Genomic DNA, 14,483 nt, shown 5'->3' with positions numbered 1-14,483 from the left:
CAGCCACGCCTACGGCATCCGCCAGTTCCCGCGCCGATTCACGGAGTGACACCGGAGAGTGGAGGGCCAGGTCCGCCGCCAGACGCCGGGCCGACGGGACGAACCGTACGGCTTCCGGGGAGACCTCAAACGCCTCGCGGAGGTAGTGCAGCGAACCCGCGTGCTCTTTCCTGGCGTACTCGGACCGGGCCGAGTCCACCAGCAGCCGGGACCGGCGTTCTACGGACGGGATTGACTCCGGAGCGGTGTCCGCCGCCCGCCGGAGGGCCGCTCCCGGCGTCCGAAGGTCAACACCGATAGTCACCGCGTGAACAGCCACGTTTCCCACGCCGAAGGAGGTCCAGGGGTGCGCGTACCCGTCCGGCAGGAGTCGGGCGGCCCGTTCCGCCTGGTCGTGCCAGTGCCACGCGTCCCCGTCCCGGCCTTCCTGGGCAGCCGTGACGGCCGCGCCAAGGCACAGGGCTCCGAAGGTCGCGCGAAGCCGATCGGGCCCGTCGTCCAGGCTCAGCCGGAGACTGTCCGCCGCCTCAGACAAGAGCTGTAGGGCTTCCTCCGTGTGGCCCTGATTACGCAGACCGTTGGCCGTGACCCACGCGGAGAACGCCAACAACACGGGATCGTCTGATCCCTCGCACGCCATGCGCGCCCGGTCAACCACGATCCAGTACAGCTCCGGTTCCGTGGTGTGCGCCGCGAACTGTTGGGCCAGGGCGTACGCCTCCGCCATGACCGCGTATACGCGCCGCCGCTCGGCCCCCTCAGTCCTGCGAGAAGCCGCGTGAACGGCCGAGAGCAGGTCCGGGAGCATGGCCCCGACCTCCGTTCGCTGGTGGCCGGAGCTGTGCCACGTCACCCACGCCTGGTGAACCCTCCCCTGGAGCACGTCCAGGCTCTCCGGCTGGGCAATAGGCTGCCGGAACATACCCGCATGGATGGTGTCCCGAAGGGCCGGCACAGACGGGTGGGACAGCTTGCCAATGTCGGACATGGGAACAGAGGTCTCCACGCCCGTGAGGGCTGCCAGGTCACCGAGGCGAAGCGCCTGAGCGAGCCGAGCCAGCATCGGCAGGGACGTCAGCTCACGCTCCCCACGCTCCACCTTCTTCAGCCACACGTCCGACCGGCCGACCAGTCCGGCCAGAACCGGGCGAGACATGCCGCGTCGCTCGCGGTGATAACGGATGCGCTCACCGGTCGTCATCTCTGCTGGTGTCTCGCTCATGTCTCGCTCCTGGACACGACGTTTTGGCCCTCTGAGTCAGAGTAGGCGCGGTTGCATCTCCTGCGCCCTCTCTTACCCACTTCGACCAAGCCGACCAAGGCCAGACGGGACTGTGGGGACGCCTACAGGTGGTAGTGCCTGCCGCCTACTCCATCCAGCCTCTCAGGCGACCGTCTTGGCGGCCGGGCTTCTATGATGGACGCCGCCCACGCAAGGCGACCTCTGGATGGGCTTCGATCATCCGCTGACCGCCGGCTACCGCAGCAGCTTCCGTTCGTCCGAGCGGAAGGTCGTGACCAGCGCCAGGCATACCAGCGCTATACCGATACGGCCCGATGCCTGGAGCAGTGGGCCGCGCAGGAGGATGAAGGAGTAGCCGGCGATCACCGGGATGACGATGGCCGGTACGTTCCCGGGCCGCGGATTGTCGACCGTACGGAGGCTGTAGCGGCGGTCGCCGCGGGCGGAGAGGTACCCCAGACCCAGGAAGCCGGCCGTCATGCCCACCGGGCCGAAGTCCAGCCACAGTTCGGCCCACAGCGGCGAGGAGAGGTTGGTGTTGCTCATGCCCATCCACTGGCCGACCTGCACCCCGGAGTCCAGCGGCTTGCCGTGCCAGACCGACCGGGGCACGAAGAAGAACGTCGACGCGGCGAGTTGGCGCCCGTATGCGTGGCCCTTGCCGGAGTCGACGTAGGTGATGGTGTTGGCGAACATGCCGATCTGGTCGTAGTCCTTGCGCACCAGCGGCTCGAAGGCCGAGGAGGACTCGACCGGCCGGTGTCCGCTCTCGTCGTAGCGGAACCGGTCCATGAAGGGGAAGAGGAGCAGCGCGGCGACGACCCCCATGGCCAGCGCGGCCCGGTACATCACCGGGCTCTTCGGGAAGGCCGTGAACACGATCGCGAACAGGACGGTCAGGAACCAGTAACGCGGGTTGGAGATCGGGTTGTTGACGAGCACGTTCACCCCGAGCAGGCCCGTCCACACCAGCAGCACCCCCGGGCGGCGCCGGGCATGGCGCGAGGTCACCAGCCAGCGGGTGAGGAACAGAAAGGCCAGCAGCGCCGGAACGGTCCCGAAGCCGCGCAGGAACGCCGACCCGACATGGGAGTCGGCGCTCGCGACCCCACTGTTCCGGATGCCCTCGCTGATCTCCTGCCGGCTGCTGAAGAACACCGCCGGGCCGCCCAGCTTGACCACGAACAGGGCGCTCGCCAGGTATGCCAGGGCCACCAGGAGGTACAGACGGCGACGGCTGACGGACGCCGTACGCCGCTTCGAGGCACCTCGGGAAGCAGGGCCGCGGAGCATCGGGCGGTGGCGGGCCAGCAGGACGCCCACGTCGAACGCCACACAGCCGCACAGGGTCAGGGTTATCGCCAGGACGAGGTCGGACCGGCTGCCGACGACCGGAGTCGGGGTCTGCCCGAGCACTGCCTGGGCGAGCGGGGCCACGCCCATCGCCACGTACACGAACAGCCAGAACGAGCCCTGGATCAGGCGGCGCCGCGCGGTGAGCGTCATGGCCGCGAGCCGGGCCCCGGCATAGCCGGTCAGGACCAGTTGCAGCCAGTACGCCTCGTCCCGGATTCCTGGACCCGGCCGTACGGCCACCAGCACCGGCAGGAAGAAGACCAGGCCCAGGACGAGCGGCACGGCCAGGGCGCGGGAGAGGACCGCGCGCGGGGAGACCGGGCGGAGGGTGTGGGGCCATCTGCCGGCGGAAGAAACCTCGAGCTTGGCTGGGGGAGTGCCCTCAGGGGGAGGGTCCTGCCCTGCCGCGCTGCTGGTCCGTACGTCAACTGCCATGGTCCCCCGCCTCCCCTGCCCCCAGCGAGCAGTCTAGGCAGGCCCGGGGGCTGGAGAGCGGCACATCGGACGATTCGCCCGCGCCGCCCCGCCCCCGCCGATACGCTGACCCGATGATGCTGGGGAGCATCGGGGGGAGGAATTTTCGGTGAAGGTTCTGCATGTCGTCACGCTGCACACTCCGACCAATGACTTCGGGGGCCCCACTCGGGTGGCCTTGAACCTGTCCAAGGGCCTGCGGGCCCGTGGGGTGGACGCCCGGATCGTCACGCTGGGGGATGGATTCGACGGCCCGTTGCCCACATCCGTCGAGGGCGTGCCGGCGTTTGTGTTCCAGGCGCGGCATGTGCTGCCGCAGTTCGAGGTCAGCGGGATCACGTCACCGGCGCTGCTGGCCCGGGCCCGCCGGCTGGTGATGGCCGCCGATGTCGTCCACGTCCACCTGATGCGCGACCTGATCACGCTGCCGTTCGCGCTCATCGCCCTGCGGTGCGGGCGGCCGCTGGTCCTGCAGACCCACGGCATGATCGACCCGACCGAGAAGCCCGTCGCGAAGCTGGTGGACGTACTCGGGCTGCGGCGCGTACTGCGTGGCGCCGACGCGATCCTGCATCTGACCGAGAGGGAGCGCGACGACGTGGAGGCCGTCGTCGCGCCGGCCCGGCTGACCCGGACGCGTCGGCTGGTCAATGGCGTTCAGCCGCAGGACCGCAGGCCCGCCTACGACGGCAGCCGCCCGCCGACGGTTCTGTACTGCGCCCGCGTACAGGCCCGTAAGCGGCCTGAGGACTTCATCTCCGCGATCCCCACCGTCCTCGGCAAGCACCCGGACGCCCGCTTCGTCCTCGCCGGGCCGGACACCGGCGCGCTCGCCGGGCCGATGCTGGACCTCGCCCGCAGCCTGGGCGTCGGCCACGCCGTCGAATACGTGGGCGCGCTGGGGCATGCCGAGGTGCTGGAGCAGCTGCGCAGGGCGGATGTGTATGTACTGCCGTCCGTGGTCGAGCCGTTCGCGGTCTCCGTCCTGGAGGCCATGTCCGTGGGCCTGCCGGTCGTGGTGACGAAGACCGGCGGTCTGTCCCCGGACGTCGAGGCCGCGGGCGCAGGCCGGGTCATCGACAGCCGCCCCGACGCCGACAACGGCCCGCTGGTGGGCCAGGCCATCCTGGAGCTGCTGGACCCGGCTGCCAACGAGGAGGCCTCCGACGCGGCATGGCGGCTGATCCGCGACCAGTTCGCCATCGACAAGGTCGTCGACACGCTCCAGGACGCGTACGAGGGTGCCATCGGCCGCCACGGCCGGTGACACCTCGTACAGCGGTACTGCGGCGGGTGGCGACGGGGGCCGCGGTGGTCCTGCCGATCAGGCATGACCACCGCGCCCCCACGCGGTACCGGACGTGAAATCGCGCGGCTATGCGCGCGAATCCACCCGCGCCCGCGCGCGTTTCCTCAGCTGTGCGGGAACGCGTGCCTTCCGCTCTGCCCGTGCCCGCTGCCCCTCACGTGCCTTCAGGCCGATCTGCCAGCGGTAGAAACTCATCGCGAGCGCGTAGTCGAACCCGGCCCGCCCGTCCAGGAACCCTCGCTTGTAGAGGTAGGCGTAGGCGAAGGACACCAACGGTTTGAACGGCGCCTTGTGGAAGAGCTGCCCCTGCCGGGTCTTGGCCAGCCGGATCTCCTCCCTGACCTCCGGGTGCTGCTCCAGCCACGCCTCCCAGTCCGAGTACCGGTTGTGGCGCTCGAACCAGGTCCGCACCGGATCCAGGTCCTCGTGCTCGATCGGCGAGTTCAGCCGCCACACCGACGGGGCGATGGGCTGGTAGTGGCCCTCCTGCTCGCCCATGCCCGGTGCGTCCAGGTCCCCGAGGACGGGGAAGTGGCAGCGCGTACGGTCCAGCAATGCCCGCTTGACGATCGTGTAGCCGTGCCGCAGCCGCTTGCCGGCGAACCAGTAGCCCAGCGGGATGTCAAAGGCCGCCACCTTGACCGGGCGGGAGAAGACGTAGCGCAGCTCCTCCAACAGAGCAAGGCTCGGCGTCTCGTCGCCGTCGAGGAAGAGCAGCCAGGGCGTCTCGGGGCGGACGTGGTCCAGGCACCACTGCTTCTTCTTCGGATACGTGCCGTCCCACTGGTACGGCACGACCTCCGCGCCCAGCTCAGCCGCGATCTTGCAGGTGTCGTCGGTGCTGTCGGAGTCGACGACGACCACCGCCTCGAAGTGGTCGATGACCGACCTGACGGTCCGGGCGATGTTCTCGGCTTCGTTCTTGGTCGGTATCGCCACGACTATGGGCAGTTTCTTCACCGCGGGCTTCCCTTCTCCGCCGCATCCAGCAGGGGTTGGTGCTCCGGGCACAGATGAGTGACGGCCGCCTCCGCGCCTGCGATCTCGCCGGAGCGGATGGCGCTGATCACGGCCTGGCGGTCCAGCTTGGCGGTCCGCGTGATCCGGTCGCAGGTCTCCTGGCCGATCTGCAACATGGCCGCCGGATCCGTGCCCTTGGGCACGCGGCCGCTCAGATACGCCTTCTGCTTCTTGGTGAACGAGCCGGTGGCCGGGGTGAGTTCGGCCCCCGGCACCTTGGGGCCGGTGGGCGTCCGTGAGGGTTCCGGGCGGTCCGGAGCAGGCGACGCGTCCGGTTTCCCGGGAGCGGGCGCGGATGCCGTGGACTTCGCCGCCGCGTCCGAGTCCGCCCCCCGGCTCTGGCCGCCGCCCCCGCACCCGGTCAGCAGCGTCGCCGCCGCCGCGACCAGCGCGGCGACGGCGACGGCGGACCGGTGGTCGCGGGTCACGCGGGGTTCCTGAGCGCGTAGTGCGCGGAGACCTGTGACGCCGACAGCACGGTCGGGTAGATCGCGGTCTCGTCGATCTGCCCGGCGAAGTAGTCGCTCGTCGGGCTGAGCAGCCATGTGGCGGAGAGGGTGTCGCCGCCCACGTGCCAGTAGCCGTCGTAGCTCTGGCTGGTGGTGACCAGCACATTGCTCGCCTTCAGGACGCCGTCCACGTACAGCCGCATCCCGCCGGAGCCCTGGGTGGCAACGACATGGTGCCACCGGCCGTTGTTGAGGCCCGAGCCGCTGTAGATGGTGCGGTTGACGCCGGTGTAGACGCCGAAGACCACGCGGCCGTCGTTGGTCATGTACAGGTGCTTGTCGTTCCTGCTGCTGGGCTGCAGCGTGCGGTCACCGAAGCCGACGAGCTTCCCGCCCCGCGTGGTCGTCGTCTTGAACCAGGTCTCGATGGTGTACGACGACGGGCGGCTGTGCTTGCGGTCGCTGAAGGCGTACTCGTCGGTGCCGTTGTAGCCGATGGCCGTGCTCGGGCCGGGCACCGCGGGCGGGGTGACCCGGTAGGTGGGCGCGTTGCGGTTGACGCCGCTGTTGTCCGTACCGGAGGCGTCCGCGGCGAACTGGCCGGAAGCCTCGTCGTACCGCCAGTACAGATTCGCGCCGTCGGCGATCACTCGCGTCGGGTACGCCTCGGCCGCCGTCGCCACGGTCACCGACTGGGCGGCGGACTTGGCGCTGGTGTTGGTGCCGTCGCTCACGCTGACCCGGTAGCTGTGGGTCGAGCCCGCGGCGACGTCGGTGTCGGTGAAGGTGACCTGCGGCCGCACCCACGGCAGCGAGGAGCCGGTGACGGTGTGGACCGGCGTGGTGGCACCGTCCTTGTACACCCGGTAGGTCAGCCTGCTGTCGTCCAGGTCCAGGCTGGACTGCCAGCGCACCTTCACCTCACCCGGCTTGATGCTGGAGACGTTGACCAGCGGCACGGACGGCGCGCCGGTGTCCGGGCCGCTCGCGAAGCGGGTCAGCCCCTGCTGCCCGGCGCCGCCCACCGTGGTGAACTCGCCGCCGACCCAGAGGTAGTCGGTGCCGCCGGAAGACGAAGTCGTCATCACCCGCGGGCCGATCTGCTCGCCCAGACCGTCGTTGGTGTCCGGGAACCAGCCGAGCAGGGTCGGGTCGTCGACCGACTCCGCCAGCAGATGCTTGCGCGTCTGGTTGGGGAACTCGCCCATGCTGCTGCAGTCGTGGGCGTGCGATCCGGAGTACAGGACGGTCTTGTAGACCGTCACCGCCTGGGTGGCGCCCAGGCAGGTGTCGCGCCAGCGCTGGTTGAAGTCGCTCAGGCTCAGCGCGATCCGGCCGTCGAAGACCCCGCCGCCGGTGCCCTCGTTGCCCGTGAAGAAGCTGGTCCCGTCCGTGGTGATGTCCTTGACCACCGACGTGGCCTCGATGAAGCCCAGCGGATAGGTCTTGGTCAGCGCGCCGCTCGTGGCATCGACGACGGCCAGGGCGTGGGAGTCTGCCCCCCGTACGCGCATGAAGTCCCCGCCGAGCAGGACGTGGGCCTTGTCCGGGGTGACCTCGATGGCGCGGCCCGGCTCGTCGGCGTCCGCGGACCACGGCTTCAGGTCGCCGGCGGTGCTGACCGCGCCGAAGTAGGAGCGGCTCTGCCCCTCCAGGGTGGTGAAGTCCCCACCGAGGTAGACGGTGTCGTCGGTGGCGGCCAGGGCCCGTACGGTCGCGCTCGCGGCCACCTTGAAGGACGACTTCGGCGTACAGGACGCGATGTCGATCGCGGTCACATTGCTCACCCCGACGCCGTTGACCGCGCCGAACCGCCCGCCCGCGTACAGCGTCTTACGGTCCGGGGAGACCGCCAGCGCCCGTACGGTCGCGGTGCCCGAGCCGATGGTGAACGACAGCTTGCACGAGGTCGGCGTGCCCGTCGCGGCGCTCAGCGCGACGAAGTTCACCGCCGACTGCTCACTGGTGCCGGAGGCCGCTCCCGGCGGCCGGACGGTCGAGAACGTGCCCCCCGCGAACACCACCCCGTCTGCCTGGGCCATCGCCCAGACGATTCCATTGGTCTGCCACGTCGGCAGCTTGTCGGCCGTGATCCCGACGGGTGGGGTGAGTGCGGCCGCCGTCGGCGCCGACACCACCCCCGCCCCGATCAGCGATGCGGCTGCCATCGACATGACAGCCGTGTAGACCCCCACTGTGCGCATGTGCCCCCCTGGCTCGTGCATGTTCCGGTTCGCTTGCCTCCAGGGCGCCTGGACCCGGCGTCGACGCGCTCTCCGAGCCTTCGGGGGGTACGTCGACGCCGGTGCGCCGCTGCGGCAGTTCGCGGGCGACTCCATCAGCCGCCTTGTGAAACGCAGGTTAGGCGGCAGCACATGTGCCCGTAACCTACTTGCCGAAATAATGGCGTTAGTTTGCGAGTTAACATTTCATCTGTCGATACGCACGGCTGTTCCGGTCAATTCCGCTTCCAGTCTCGATGCATCTGCTTCCACCATGATCTGGGCAAGCTCGCGCCACCTCACCTGTGGCTTCCAGCCGAGCAGTGACTCCGCCTTGGAGGCGTCCCCGATGAGCGCGTCGACCTCCGACGGGCGCTGGTACTTGGGGTCGAAACGCACATATTCGGTCCAGTCCAGGCCGACGGCGCTGAAGGCCGCCTCCAGGAACTGCCGTACGGTCCCGGCCTCGCCGGTGGCCACCACGTAGTCGTCGGGTTTGTCGCGCTGGAGCATCCGCCACATCGCCTCGACGTACTCCGGGGCATAGCCCCAGTCCCGTACGGCGTCGAGGTTGCCCAGATAGAGGCGGTCCTGCAGGCCGGCCTTGATCCGGGCCACGGCCCGGGTGATCTTGCGGGTCACGAAGGTCTCGCCGCGCCGGGGTGACTCATGGTTGAAGAGGATCCCGTTGACGGCGAACAGGTCATACGCCTCGCGGTAGTTGACCGTCGCCCAGTAGCCGAAGACCTTGGCGCAGCCGTACGGGCTGCGCGGGTGGAAGGGCGTCTTCTCGTTCTGCGGAGGCGGTGTCGAGCCGAACATCTCCGAGGACGACGCCTGATAGATGCGGGTGTTGATGCCACTGGCCCGGATGGCCTCCAGAAGCCGCAGCGAGCCCATGCCCGTGACGTCGCCGGTGTAGAGCGGGGCGTCGAAGGACACGCGGACGTGGGACTGCGCGCCGAGGTTGTAGACCTCGTCGGGCTGCAGGTCGCGCAGCAGATTGACCAGCGCCACCCCGTCGGAGAGGTCGGCGTGGTGCAGCACCAGGGTGCGGCCAGGCTCCTGCGGACCCTGGTAGATGTGGTCGATCCGCTCGGTGTTGAACGACGACGACCGGCGCACCAGGCCGTGCACCGTATAGCCCTTCGACAGCAGCAGCTCGGCGAGATACGAGCCGTCCTGGCCGGTCACGCCAGTGATGAGAGCACTCTTGCCCATGCGGTGTCCCCCCTCGGTACAGGGCCGTAGAGCCCGGTTATCGACTAAAATCCTGGTTTGTCTGCTACGCGGCTAATCGCCCTGGCAGAATCCGGTTCCATGACGCGAGCGAATGAGTTGCTGCCGGGCCGGGCCCGGATATTCGTGGCCGGCCATCGCGGCCTGGTCGGGTCCGCGGTAGCCCGCCGACTCACTGCCGACGGCCACGATGTGATCACCCGTGGCCGGGAGGACCTCGATCTGCGCGACGCGGCACGGACCGAGACCTTTTTGCGCGACATCCGGCCGGATGCCGTTGTGCTGGCTGCCGCCAAGGTGGGCGGCATCATGGCCAACAGCACCTATCCGGTGCAGTTCCTCGAGGACAATCTGCGGATCCAGCTCAGTGTGATCGCCGGATCGCACGCGGCCGGGGCCGGCCGGCTGCTGTTCCTCGGCTCGTCCTGCATCTATCCCAAGCTCGCCCCGCAGCCGATCCGCGAGGACGCGCTGCTCACCGGCCCGCTGGAGCCGACCAACGAGCCGTACGCCCTCGCCAAGATCGCGGGAATCGTGCAGGTGCAGTCCTACCGGCGGCAGTACGGGGCCTCGTATATCGCCGCCATGCCGACCAACCTCTACGGGCCCGGCGACAACTTCGATCTGGAGACCTCGCACGTCCTCCCGGCGCTCATCCGCCGTTTCCACGAAGCGAAGCGGGAGGGACGGGAGGAAGTCGTCTTGTGGGGCAGCGGCACTCCCCGCCGGGAATTCCTGCACGTCGACGATCTCGCCGCCGCGTGCTCGCTGCTGCTGCGGCGCTACGACGGCGACGAGCCGGTCAACGTCGGTCGCGGCGAGGACCTGACGATCCGTGAACTGGCGGAGACGGTGCGGGATGTCGTCGGGTATGAGGGGCGGATCGCCTTCGATCCGACGAAGCCGGACGGCACGCCGCGCAAGCTGCTGGACATCTCCCGTATGGCGGGCCTGGGCTGGAAGCCGAGGGTCTGCTTGCGGGACGGCATCGCGGCGGTGTACGCCGACTGGCAGGCCCGGGCCTGATACGCGCGGGGTGTTCCCCGCCCGCCCGCCACCGGACAGGGGCGGGTGGGCGGGAACAGTCCCGGAGCAGAAGGCGCCTGGCAGGGTAAGGGTCCGCGTCACGCGCGGCTCGCCGCGTCAGTACGCTCCGCGGCCGTCAACGACGGCGCGGAACGTACGGGAGATGACATCCAGGTCCCCGCTGAGCGACCAGTTGTCCGCGTACCTCAGGTCCAGCGCCACGCCCTCGTCCCAGGACAGGTCCGAGCGCCCGCTGATCTGCCATGGCCCGGTCAGCCCCGGCTTCACCGAGAGCCTGCGCACCTCAACCTCGTCGTACTGCGCGACCTCGTCCGGCAGCGGTGGCCGGGGCCCCACCAGCGACATCTCGCCCCGCAGTACGTTCATCAGCTGCGGCAGCTCGTCCAGCGAGGTGCGGCGCAGCACCTGTCCCACGCGGGTCACGCGTGGATCGCGCCGCATCTTGAACAGCGGGCCGTCCTTCTCGTTCGCGGCGGCCAGCTCCGCCCGCCGCGCTTCGGCGTCCACCACCATGGTGCGGAATTTCCACATGGTGAACGGCGCTCCGTGCTGCCCGATCCGTGTCTGCCGGTGCAGTACGGGGCCGGGGGAGTCGAGCCGTATGACCAGCGCCAGCAGCCCGTACAGCGGCGCCAGCAGCACCAGCCCGAGCGACGCGCCAGCGCGGTCGAGTGCCGACTTGAGCGCGACATGCGTCCCGCGCCGTGTGGGCGGCGCGACATGGAGCAGCGACAGCCCGGCGACCGTGGCCATCCGCAGCCGCCGTAACGCGACCTCGATGAGGCCCGGCGACACGGCCAGCGGCAGTCCGGCGTCGTGCAGCGCCCAGGACAGCCGGCGCAGCCGCTCCCCGCAGAGCCGGGGGCCGGGGGCCACCAGCACCAGCTCGGCGCTGAGCTGCTCGGCGGCCGCCAGCACCGGCAGCCAGTCCTCGTTCGGGGCGGCGGGCGGCACGGAGCCCAGCCGGGTCGGGGCCGGCACTCCGGAGGTCAGCGGGGCGTCACCGACCGGGATCACGCCGATGACCACATATGCGTGGTCGGTACGGGCGGCCAAGTGCTCGACCACCTCGTCGGCGGCGCTCGGCTCCCCGATCACCAGTACGCGGTGCACCGCCTGTGCCTCCCGCCGTAGCGCCGTCAGATGGCGGTGGGTTGCCTTGCGGCAGATGACGGTCGCCACCGGCGCGAGCGACAGTGAGAGCAGTGCCAGCGCGGGCGCGGAGTTCTCCCCGACGGCTATCCGGATGACGGCCAGCAGCCCGAGCAGGGTCAGCCAGTCGTGCAGGACCGGAAGCACGGCGCGCGACTCGCCCAACGCGCGGGCGGTGTAGCGGCGGTGGCCGGCCCGTACGCCGAGCCAGACGGCGGTGACGATAAGAGTGGTCAGTACCGGACGCGGCTGGAGCGTGCCGGCGAAGACGGCGAGGACGGGCACTGCCGTCCCCGCGGCATCGGCGGCCAGGGCCGCCGGCAGATACCACGGTGCTTTGTCACTGCGCCTGCCCGGGACACCGTTGTTCCGGGCAGTGAGCGCTGGGACTGAATCAGAGCAGGACATATCGACACGCCGCATGGACCCCCCTGGCGACCGAAAGAGGCGCACCCCACCTCCCCAAGTGGCGGCGCGCCCAAGCTGAAGGAACGTTATGCCAATGAGCTGTGCGTCCGCTGCGGTTTGCTGAACTTTGCTGTGTGATCTGCCACCCGTTCACCTTCGTGCTTCTCTACGCCGTTTCAGCACTCTCCGGGGGCAACCAGCGCCCCGGCAGGCGACTGAGCTGCGGCATGACCACTTGGCGGCACGGCCGACCGGAAGGGTTGAAGGGCGCACGAGCAGCCAGAACGCCGGCTGAGCGCGGAAAGAGAAGCAGTTGCGCGACACGCCCATGAGCCATGACGGTCGCGCCGGGTCCGCACATCCCTGATCGCTGCGGGCGCCGGATCAGGCGGTCAGCGGGAACTGTTCGCCCAGTTCCCGGAGGACCGCGGTGTTGAGCGTGAAGGCACGGCGGCACTCGTCGATGATCCGCTGCTTCTCCAGGCCGTCCACCGGCAGCGCGTCCAGCAGATCGCGGTACTGCCGCTTGAAGGCGGCCGGTTTGCCGATGCCGGCGAAGGCATAGAAGCGCACGCCGTCGCCCTTGCGGCCGAAGCCCCAGGGGGCCTCCGAAGACCGATGGGGAGGCAGCCTTGCGCAGCACCTTCCCGACAGTCTGTCGGTAAAACCCCTAGGGCAGGGTGAGGATCTCCGCACCCGTAGCCGTGACCACCAGGGTGTGCTCGAACTGCGCCGTCCGCTTGCGGTCCTTGGTGACGACCGTCCAGCCGTCCTCCCATATGTCGTACTCGTGGGTGCCCAGGGTGAGCATCGGCTCGATCGTGAACGTCATCCCCGGCTTGATCACGGTGGTCGCGTGTGGGCTGTCGTAGTGCGGAATGATCAGGCCGGAGTGGAAGGAAGAATTGATTCCGTGGCCGGTGAAGTCGCGCACCACGCCGTAGCCGAACCGCTTGGCGTACGACTCGATGACCCGGCCGATGACGTTGATCTGGCGGCCGGGCTTGACCGCCTTGATCGCGCGGTTCAGCGCCTCGCGGGTCCGCTCCACCAGCAGCCGCGACTCCTCGTCCACGTCGCCGCACAGGTACGTCGCGTTGTTGTCGCCGTGCACGCCGTGGATGTACGCCGTGACATCGAGATTCACGATGTCGCCGTCGCGCAGCACGGTGGAGTCCGGGATGCCGTGGCAGATGACCTCGTTGACCGACGTGCACAGCGACTTGGGGAAGCGCCGGTAGCCCAGCGTCGACGGATACGCGCCGTGGTCGCACATGTACTCATGGGCCACACGGTCCAGCTCATCCGTTGTGACGCCCGGCGCGATGTGCTTGGCCGCCTCCGCCATCGCCTGGGCGGCGATCCGCCCTGCGATACGCATGCGCTCGATCGTTTCGGCATCCTGGACTTCCGGCCCGGTGTACGGCTCGGGGGTGTCCTTCCCCACGTACTCGGGGCGCGGAATCGAGGCGGGCACGGACCGGGTGGGGGACACGGTCCCGGGGACGAGAAGCGACTGGACAGACATGCCAGCGAGTGTATCGAGGCCGCATCGGGCAGCATGGCGGAGAGAGAGGAGCCCTCGATGCCCCTGTTCAAGCGACAGACGTTCGGCAAACCGGGCGAGTGGTACTACTGCCTCAAGCACAAGAAGGTCGAGGAGGGGCCGGAGTGTCCCGCCAAAGACCGCTTCGGGCCGTACGCCAGCCGGTCGGAGGCCGAGCACGCGATGGAGATCGCGGCCGAGCGGAACCTGCAGTGGGAGAACGACCCCCGCTGGCACGACAAGTTCGCCTCCACCGACGAAGACTCCGACTGAACCGGCCGCCCAGTGCGCCGTCCCGCCCCTGAAAAGGGGCGGGTGTGCGCGGCCCTTACCAGCGGGTCGGGGGCGGGGACATCAGCTGGTCGGCCAGGCGCGAGAGGCGGTCGCGGAACCGGTGGCGGCTTCGCGGCCCGGGCAGGCTGTTCTCCCCGGCGGCAGCGCTGACCAGGTGCTGCACCGTGTCCAGACCGAGCCCGCCGCTCTCCCCGGACACGGCCAGCGCGTCATGCGCCAGCGCGTGCAGATCCCGGTCGCCCGCATCGAGCGCCAGCACCGTCGCACCGGCCCGCCGGGCGTCGTGCACCCGCTCCAGCAGCCCCTCGCCCGGCCGGTCCGGTGTCACCACCAGCAGCGTCTCGCCGCGCCGGGCGGCCCCGATCCGGCCGAGCCCCACCGCCAGGTGGGCCGGCTCCCCGGGCCGCACCCGGTGCCGTACGAGCGTGGGGGACAGCTGGGGCAGGCCCGACCACGCGGCCTCGTCGTCCAGGTGCGCGGCCATGTGCCACGGCTCGTACTCCTCGCTGCCCACCAGCAGCAGCCCCCCGCCGTGCGGCTCGACGGACGCCCGCAGCGTCCCGGCGAACCGCCCGGTGGCCTCCAGCCACTCGGTCCCGGCGAGCACTTCCCGCAGCAGTGCGACCCGTACGGCGTCCATGGCCGGGCATCCTGCCGTATGACGGGGCGGCGGCGGGGCCCGTTTGTTGAGCCTTCACCCGTACGGATGCCTCAGCGCCGGACA

At 69.7% G+C, this 14,483-nt stretch carries 12 protein-coding genes and 1 pseudogene; 3 read left to right on the top strand and 10 right to left on the bottom strand.

Features of this window, described 5'->3' with window-relative positions; translation table 11 throughout:
- On the bottom strand, nucleotides 1-1,222 hold a 1,222-nt coding region (locus ACY34J_RS16950; protein WP_462727336.1), incomplete at its 3' end, for a helix-turn-helix domain-containing protein.
- Nucleotides 1,223-1,477: 255 nt separating this feature from the next.
- A complete protein-coding gene (locus tag ACY34J_RS16945; RefSeq protein ID WP_462727335.1) occupies nucleotides 1,478-3,034 on the bottom strand; it encodes a hypothetical protein in 1,557 nt (518 codons plus the stop codon).
- A gap of 148 nt (nucleotides 3,035-3,182) precedes the next feature.
- On the opposite strand from ACY34J_RS16945, the gene ACY34J_RS16940 reads away from it, so the two are divergent.
- A complete protein-coding gene (locus ACY34J_RS16940; protein ID WP_462727334.1) occupies nucleotides 3,183-4,340 on the top strand; it encodes a glycosyltransferase in 1,158 nt (385 codons plus the stop codon).
- A 108-nt stretch (nucleotides 4,341-4,448) separates the two neighbouring features.
- On the opposite strand, the gene ACY34J_RS16935 is transcribed toward ACY34J_RS16940, so the two are convergent.
- The 4 genes from ACY34J_RS16935 to gmd form a co-directional block, all read right to left on the bottom strand.
- The gene (locus ACY34J_RS16935; protein ID WP_462727333.1) at nucleotides 4,449-5,342 is read right to left on the bottom strand and encodes a glycosyltransferase family 2 protein; all 894 of its coding nucleotides are present in this window, start codon (nucleotides 5,340-5,342) and stop codon (nucleotides 4,449-4,451) included.
- Nucleotides 5,339-5,830, bottom strand: a complete 492-nt coding sequence (locus ACY34J_RS16930) for a hypothetical protein (RefSeq protein ID WP_462727332.1) — start codon at nucleotides 5,828-5,830, stop codon at nucleotides 5,339-5,341. Before ACY34J_RS16930 ends, ACY34J_RS16935 begins: the two co-directional genes overlap by 4 nt.
- The gene (locus ACY34J_RS16925) at nucleotides 5,827-8,055 is read right to left on the bottom strand and encodes a LamG domain-containing protein (protein ID WP_462727331.1); all 2,229 of its coding nucleotides are present in this window, start codon (nucleotides 8,053-8,055) and stop codon (nucleotides 5,827-5,829) included. The genes ACY34J_RS16930 and ACY34J_RS16925 overlap by 4 nt, the downstream gene beginning before the upstream one ends.
- Nucleotides 8,056-8,280: 225 nt before the next feature.
- Nucleotides 8,281-9,294, bottom strand: coding sequence for a GDP-mannose 4,6-dehydratase (gmd, locus tag ACY34J_RS16920; RefSeq protein WP_462727330.1), 1,014 nt, complete (start codon nucleotides 9,292-9,294; stop codon nucleotides 8,281-8,283).
- A gap of 99 nt (nucleotides 9,295-9,393) precedes the next feature.
- Here gmd and ACY34J_RS16915 point away from each other — a divergent pair, with 99 nt between their 5' ends.
- Complete coding sequence (locus tag ACY34J_RS16915) at nucleotides 9,394-10,338, top strand: GDP-L-fucose synthase family protein (protein WP_462727329.1); 945 nt, start codon at nucleotides 9,394-9,396, stop codon at nucleotides 10,336-10,338.
- A gap of 117 nt (nucleotides 10,339-10,455) precedes the next feature.
- Here the strand turns inward: ACY34J_RS16915 and ACY34J_RS16910 are convergent, their stop codons facing one another.
- The 3 genes and pseudogenes from ACY34J_RS16910 to map form a co-directional block, all read right to left on the bottom strand.
- Entirely contained in the window at nucleotides 10,456-11,919 is a 1,464-nt protein-coding gene (locus ACY34J_RS16910) for a sugar transferase (protein WP_462727339.1), read from the bottom strand.
- Between the two features lie 384 nt (nucleotides 11,920-12,303).
- Nucleotides 12,304-12,531: pseudogene (locus ACY34J_RS16905) on the bottom strand (biliverdin-producing heme oxygenase); the annotation flags it as partial.
- A 58-nt stretch (nucleotides 12,532-12,589) separates the two neighbouring features.
- On the bottom strand, nucleotides 12,590-13,447 hold the full coding sequence (gene map / locus ACY34J_RS16900) for a type I methionyl aminopeptidase (protein WP_462727328.1): 858 nt from the start codon (nucleotides 13,445-13,447) through the stop codon (nucleotides 12,590-12,592).
- Nucleotides 13,448-13,504: 57 nt separating this feature from the next.
- Here map and ACY34J_RS16895 point away from each other — a divergent pair, with 57 nt between their 5' ends.
- The gene (locus ACY34J_RS16895) at nucleotides 13,505-13,738 is read left to right on the top strand and encodes a hypothetical protein (protein WP_462727327.1); all 234 of its coding nucleotides are present in this window, start codon (nucleotides 13,505-13,507) and stop codon (nucleotides 13,736-13,738) included.
- A 55-nt stretch (nucleotides 13,739-13,793) separates the two neighbouring features.
- Here the strand turns inward: ACY34J_RS16895 and ACY34J_RS16890 are convergent, their stop codons facing one another.
- A complete protein-coding gene (locus tag ACY34J_RS16890; RefSeq protein ID WP_462727326.1) occupies nucleotides 13,794-14,399 on the bottom strand; it encodes a hypothetical protein in 606 nt (201 codons plus the stop codon).
- Nucleotides 14,400-14,483 lie beyond the last annotated feature (84 nt).

Source organism: Streptomyces sp. HSS9-12, from assembly GCF_054963655.1.
The sequence above is the reverse complement of the archived record's forward strand: the minus strand, read 5'-3'. Positions and strand labels throughout refer to the sequence as shown.

Bases quoted from the DNA above. Each gene is read 5' to 3' on its own strand.
- ACY34J_RS16945 (WP_462727335.1), bottom strand. From the start codon at position 3,034: ATGGCAGTTGACGTACGGACCAGCAGCGCGGCAGGGCAGGACCCTCCC.
- ACY34J_RS16925 (WP_462727331.1), bottom strand. From the start codon at position 8,055: ATGCGCACAGTGGGGGTCTACACGGCTGTCATGTCGATGGCAGCCGCA.
- gmd (WP_462727330.1), bottom strand. From the start codon at position 9,294: ATGGGCAAGAGTGCTCTCATCACTGGCGTGACCGGCCAGGACGGCTCG.
- ACY34J_RS16915 (WP_462727329.1), top strand. From the start codon at position 9,394: ATGACGCGAGCGAATGAGTTGCTGCCGGGCCGGGCCCGGATATTCGTG.
- ACY34J_RS16910 (WP_462727339.1), bottom strand. From the start codon at position 11,919: ATGTCCTGCTCTGATTCAGTCCCAGCGCTCACTGCCCGGAACAACGGT.
- map (WP_462727328.1), bottom strand. From the start codon at position 13,447: ATGTCTGTCCAGTCGCTTCTCGTCCCCGGGACCGTGTCCCCCACCCGG.
- ACY34J_RS16895 (WP_462727327.1), top strand. From the start codon at position 13,505: ATGCCCCTGTTCAAGCGACAGACGTTCGGCAAACCGGGCGAGTGGTAC.
- ACY34J_RS16890 (WP_462727326.1), bottom strand. From the start codon at position 14,399: ATGGACGCCGTACGGGTCGCACTGCTGCGGGAAGTGCTCGCCGGGACC.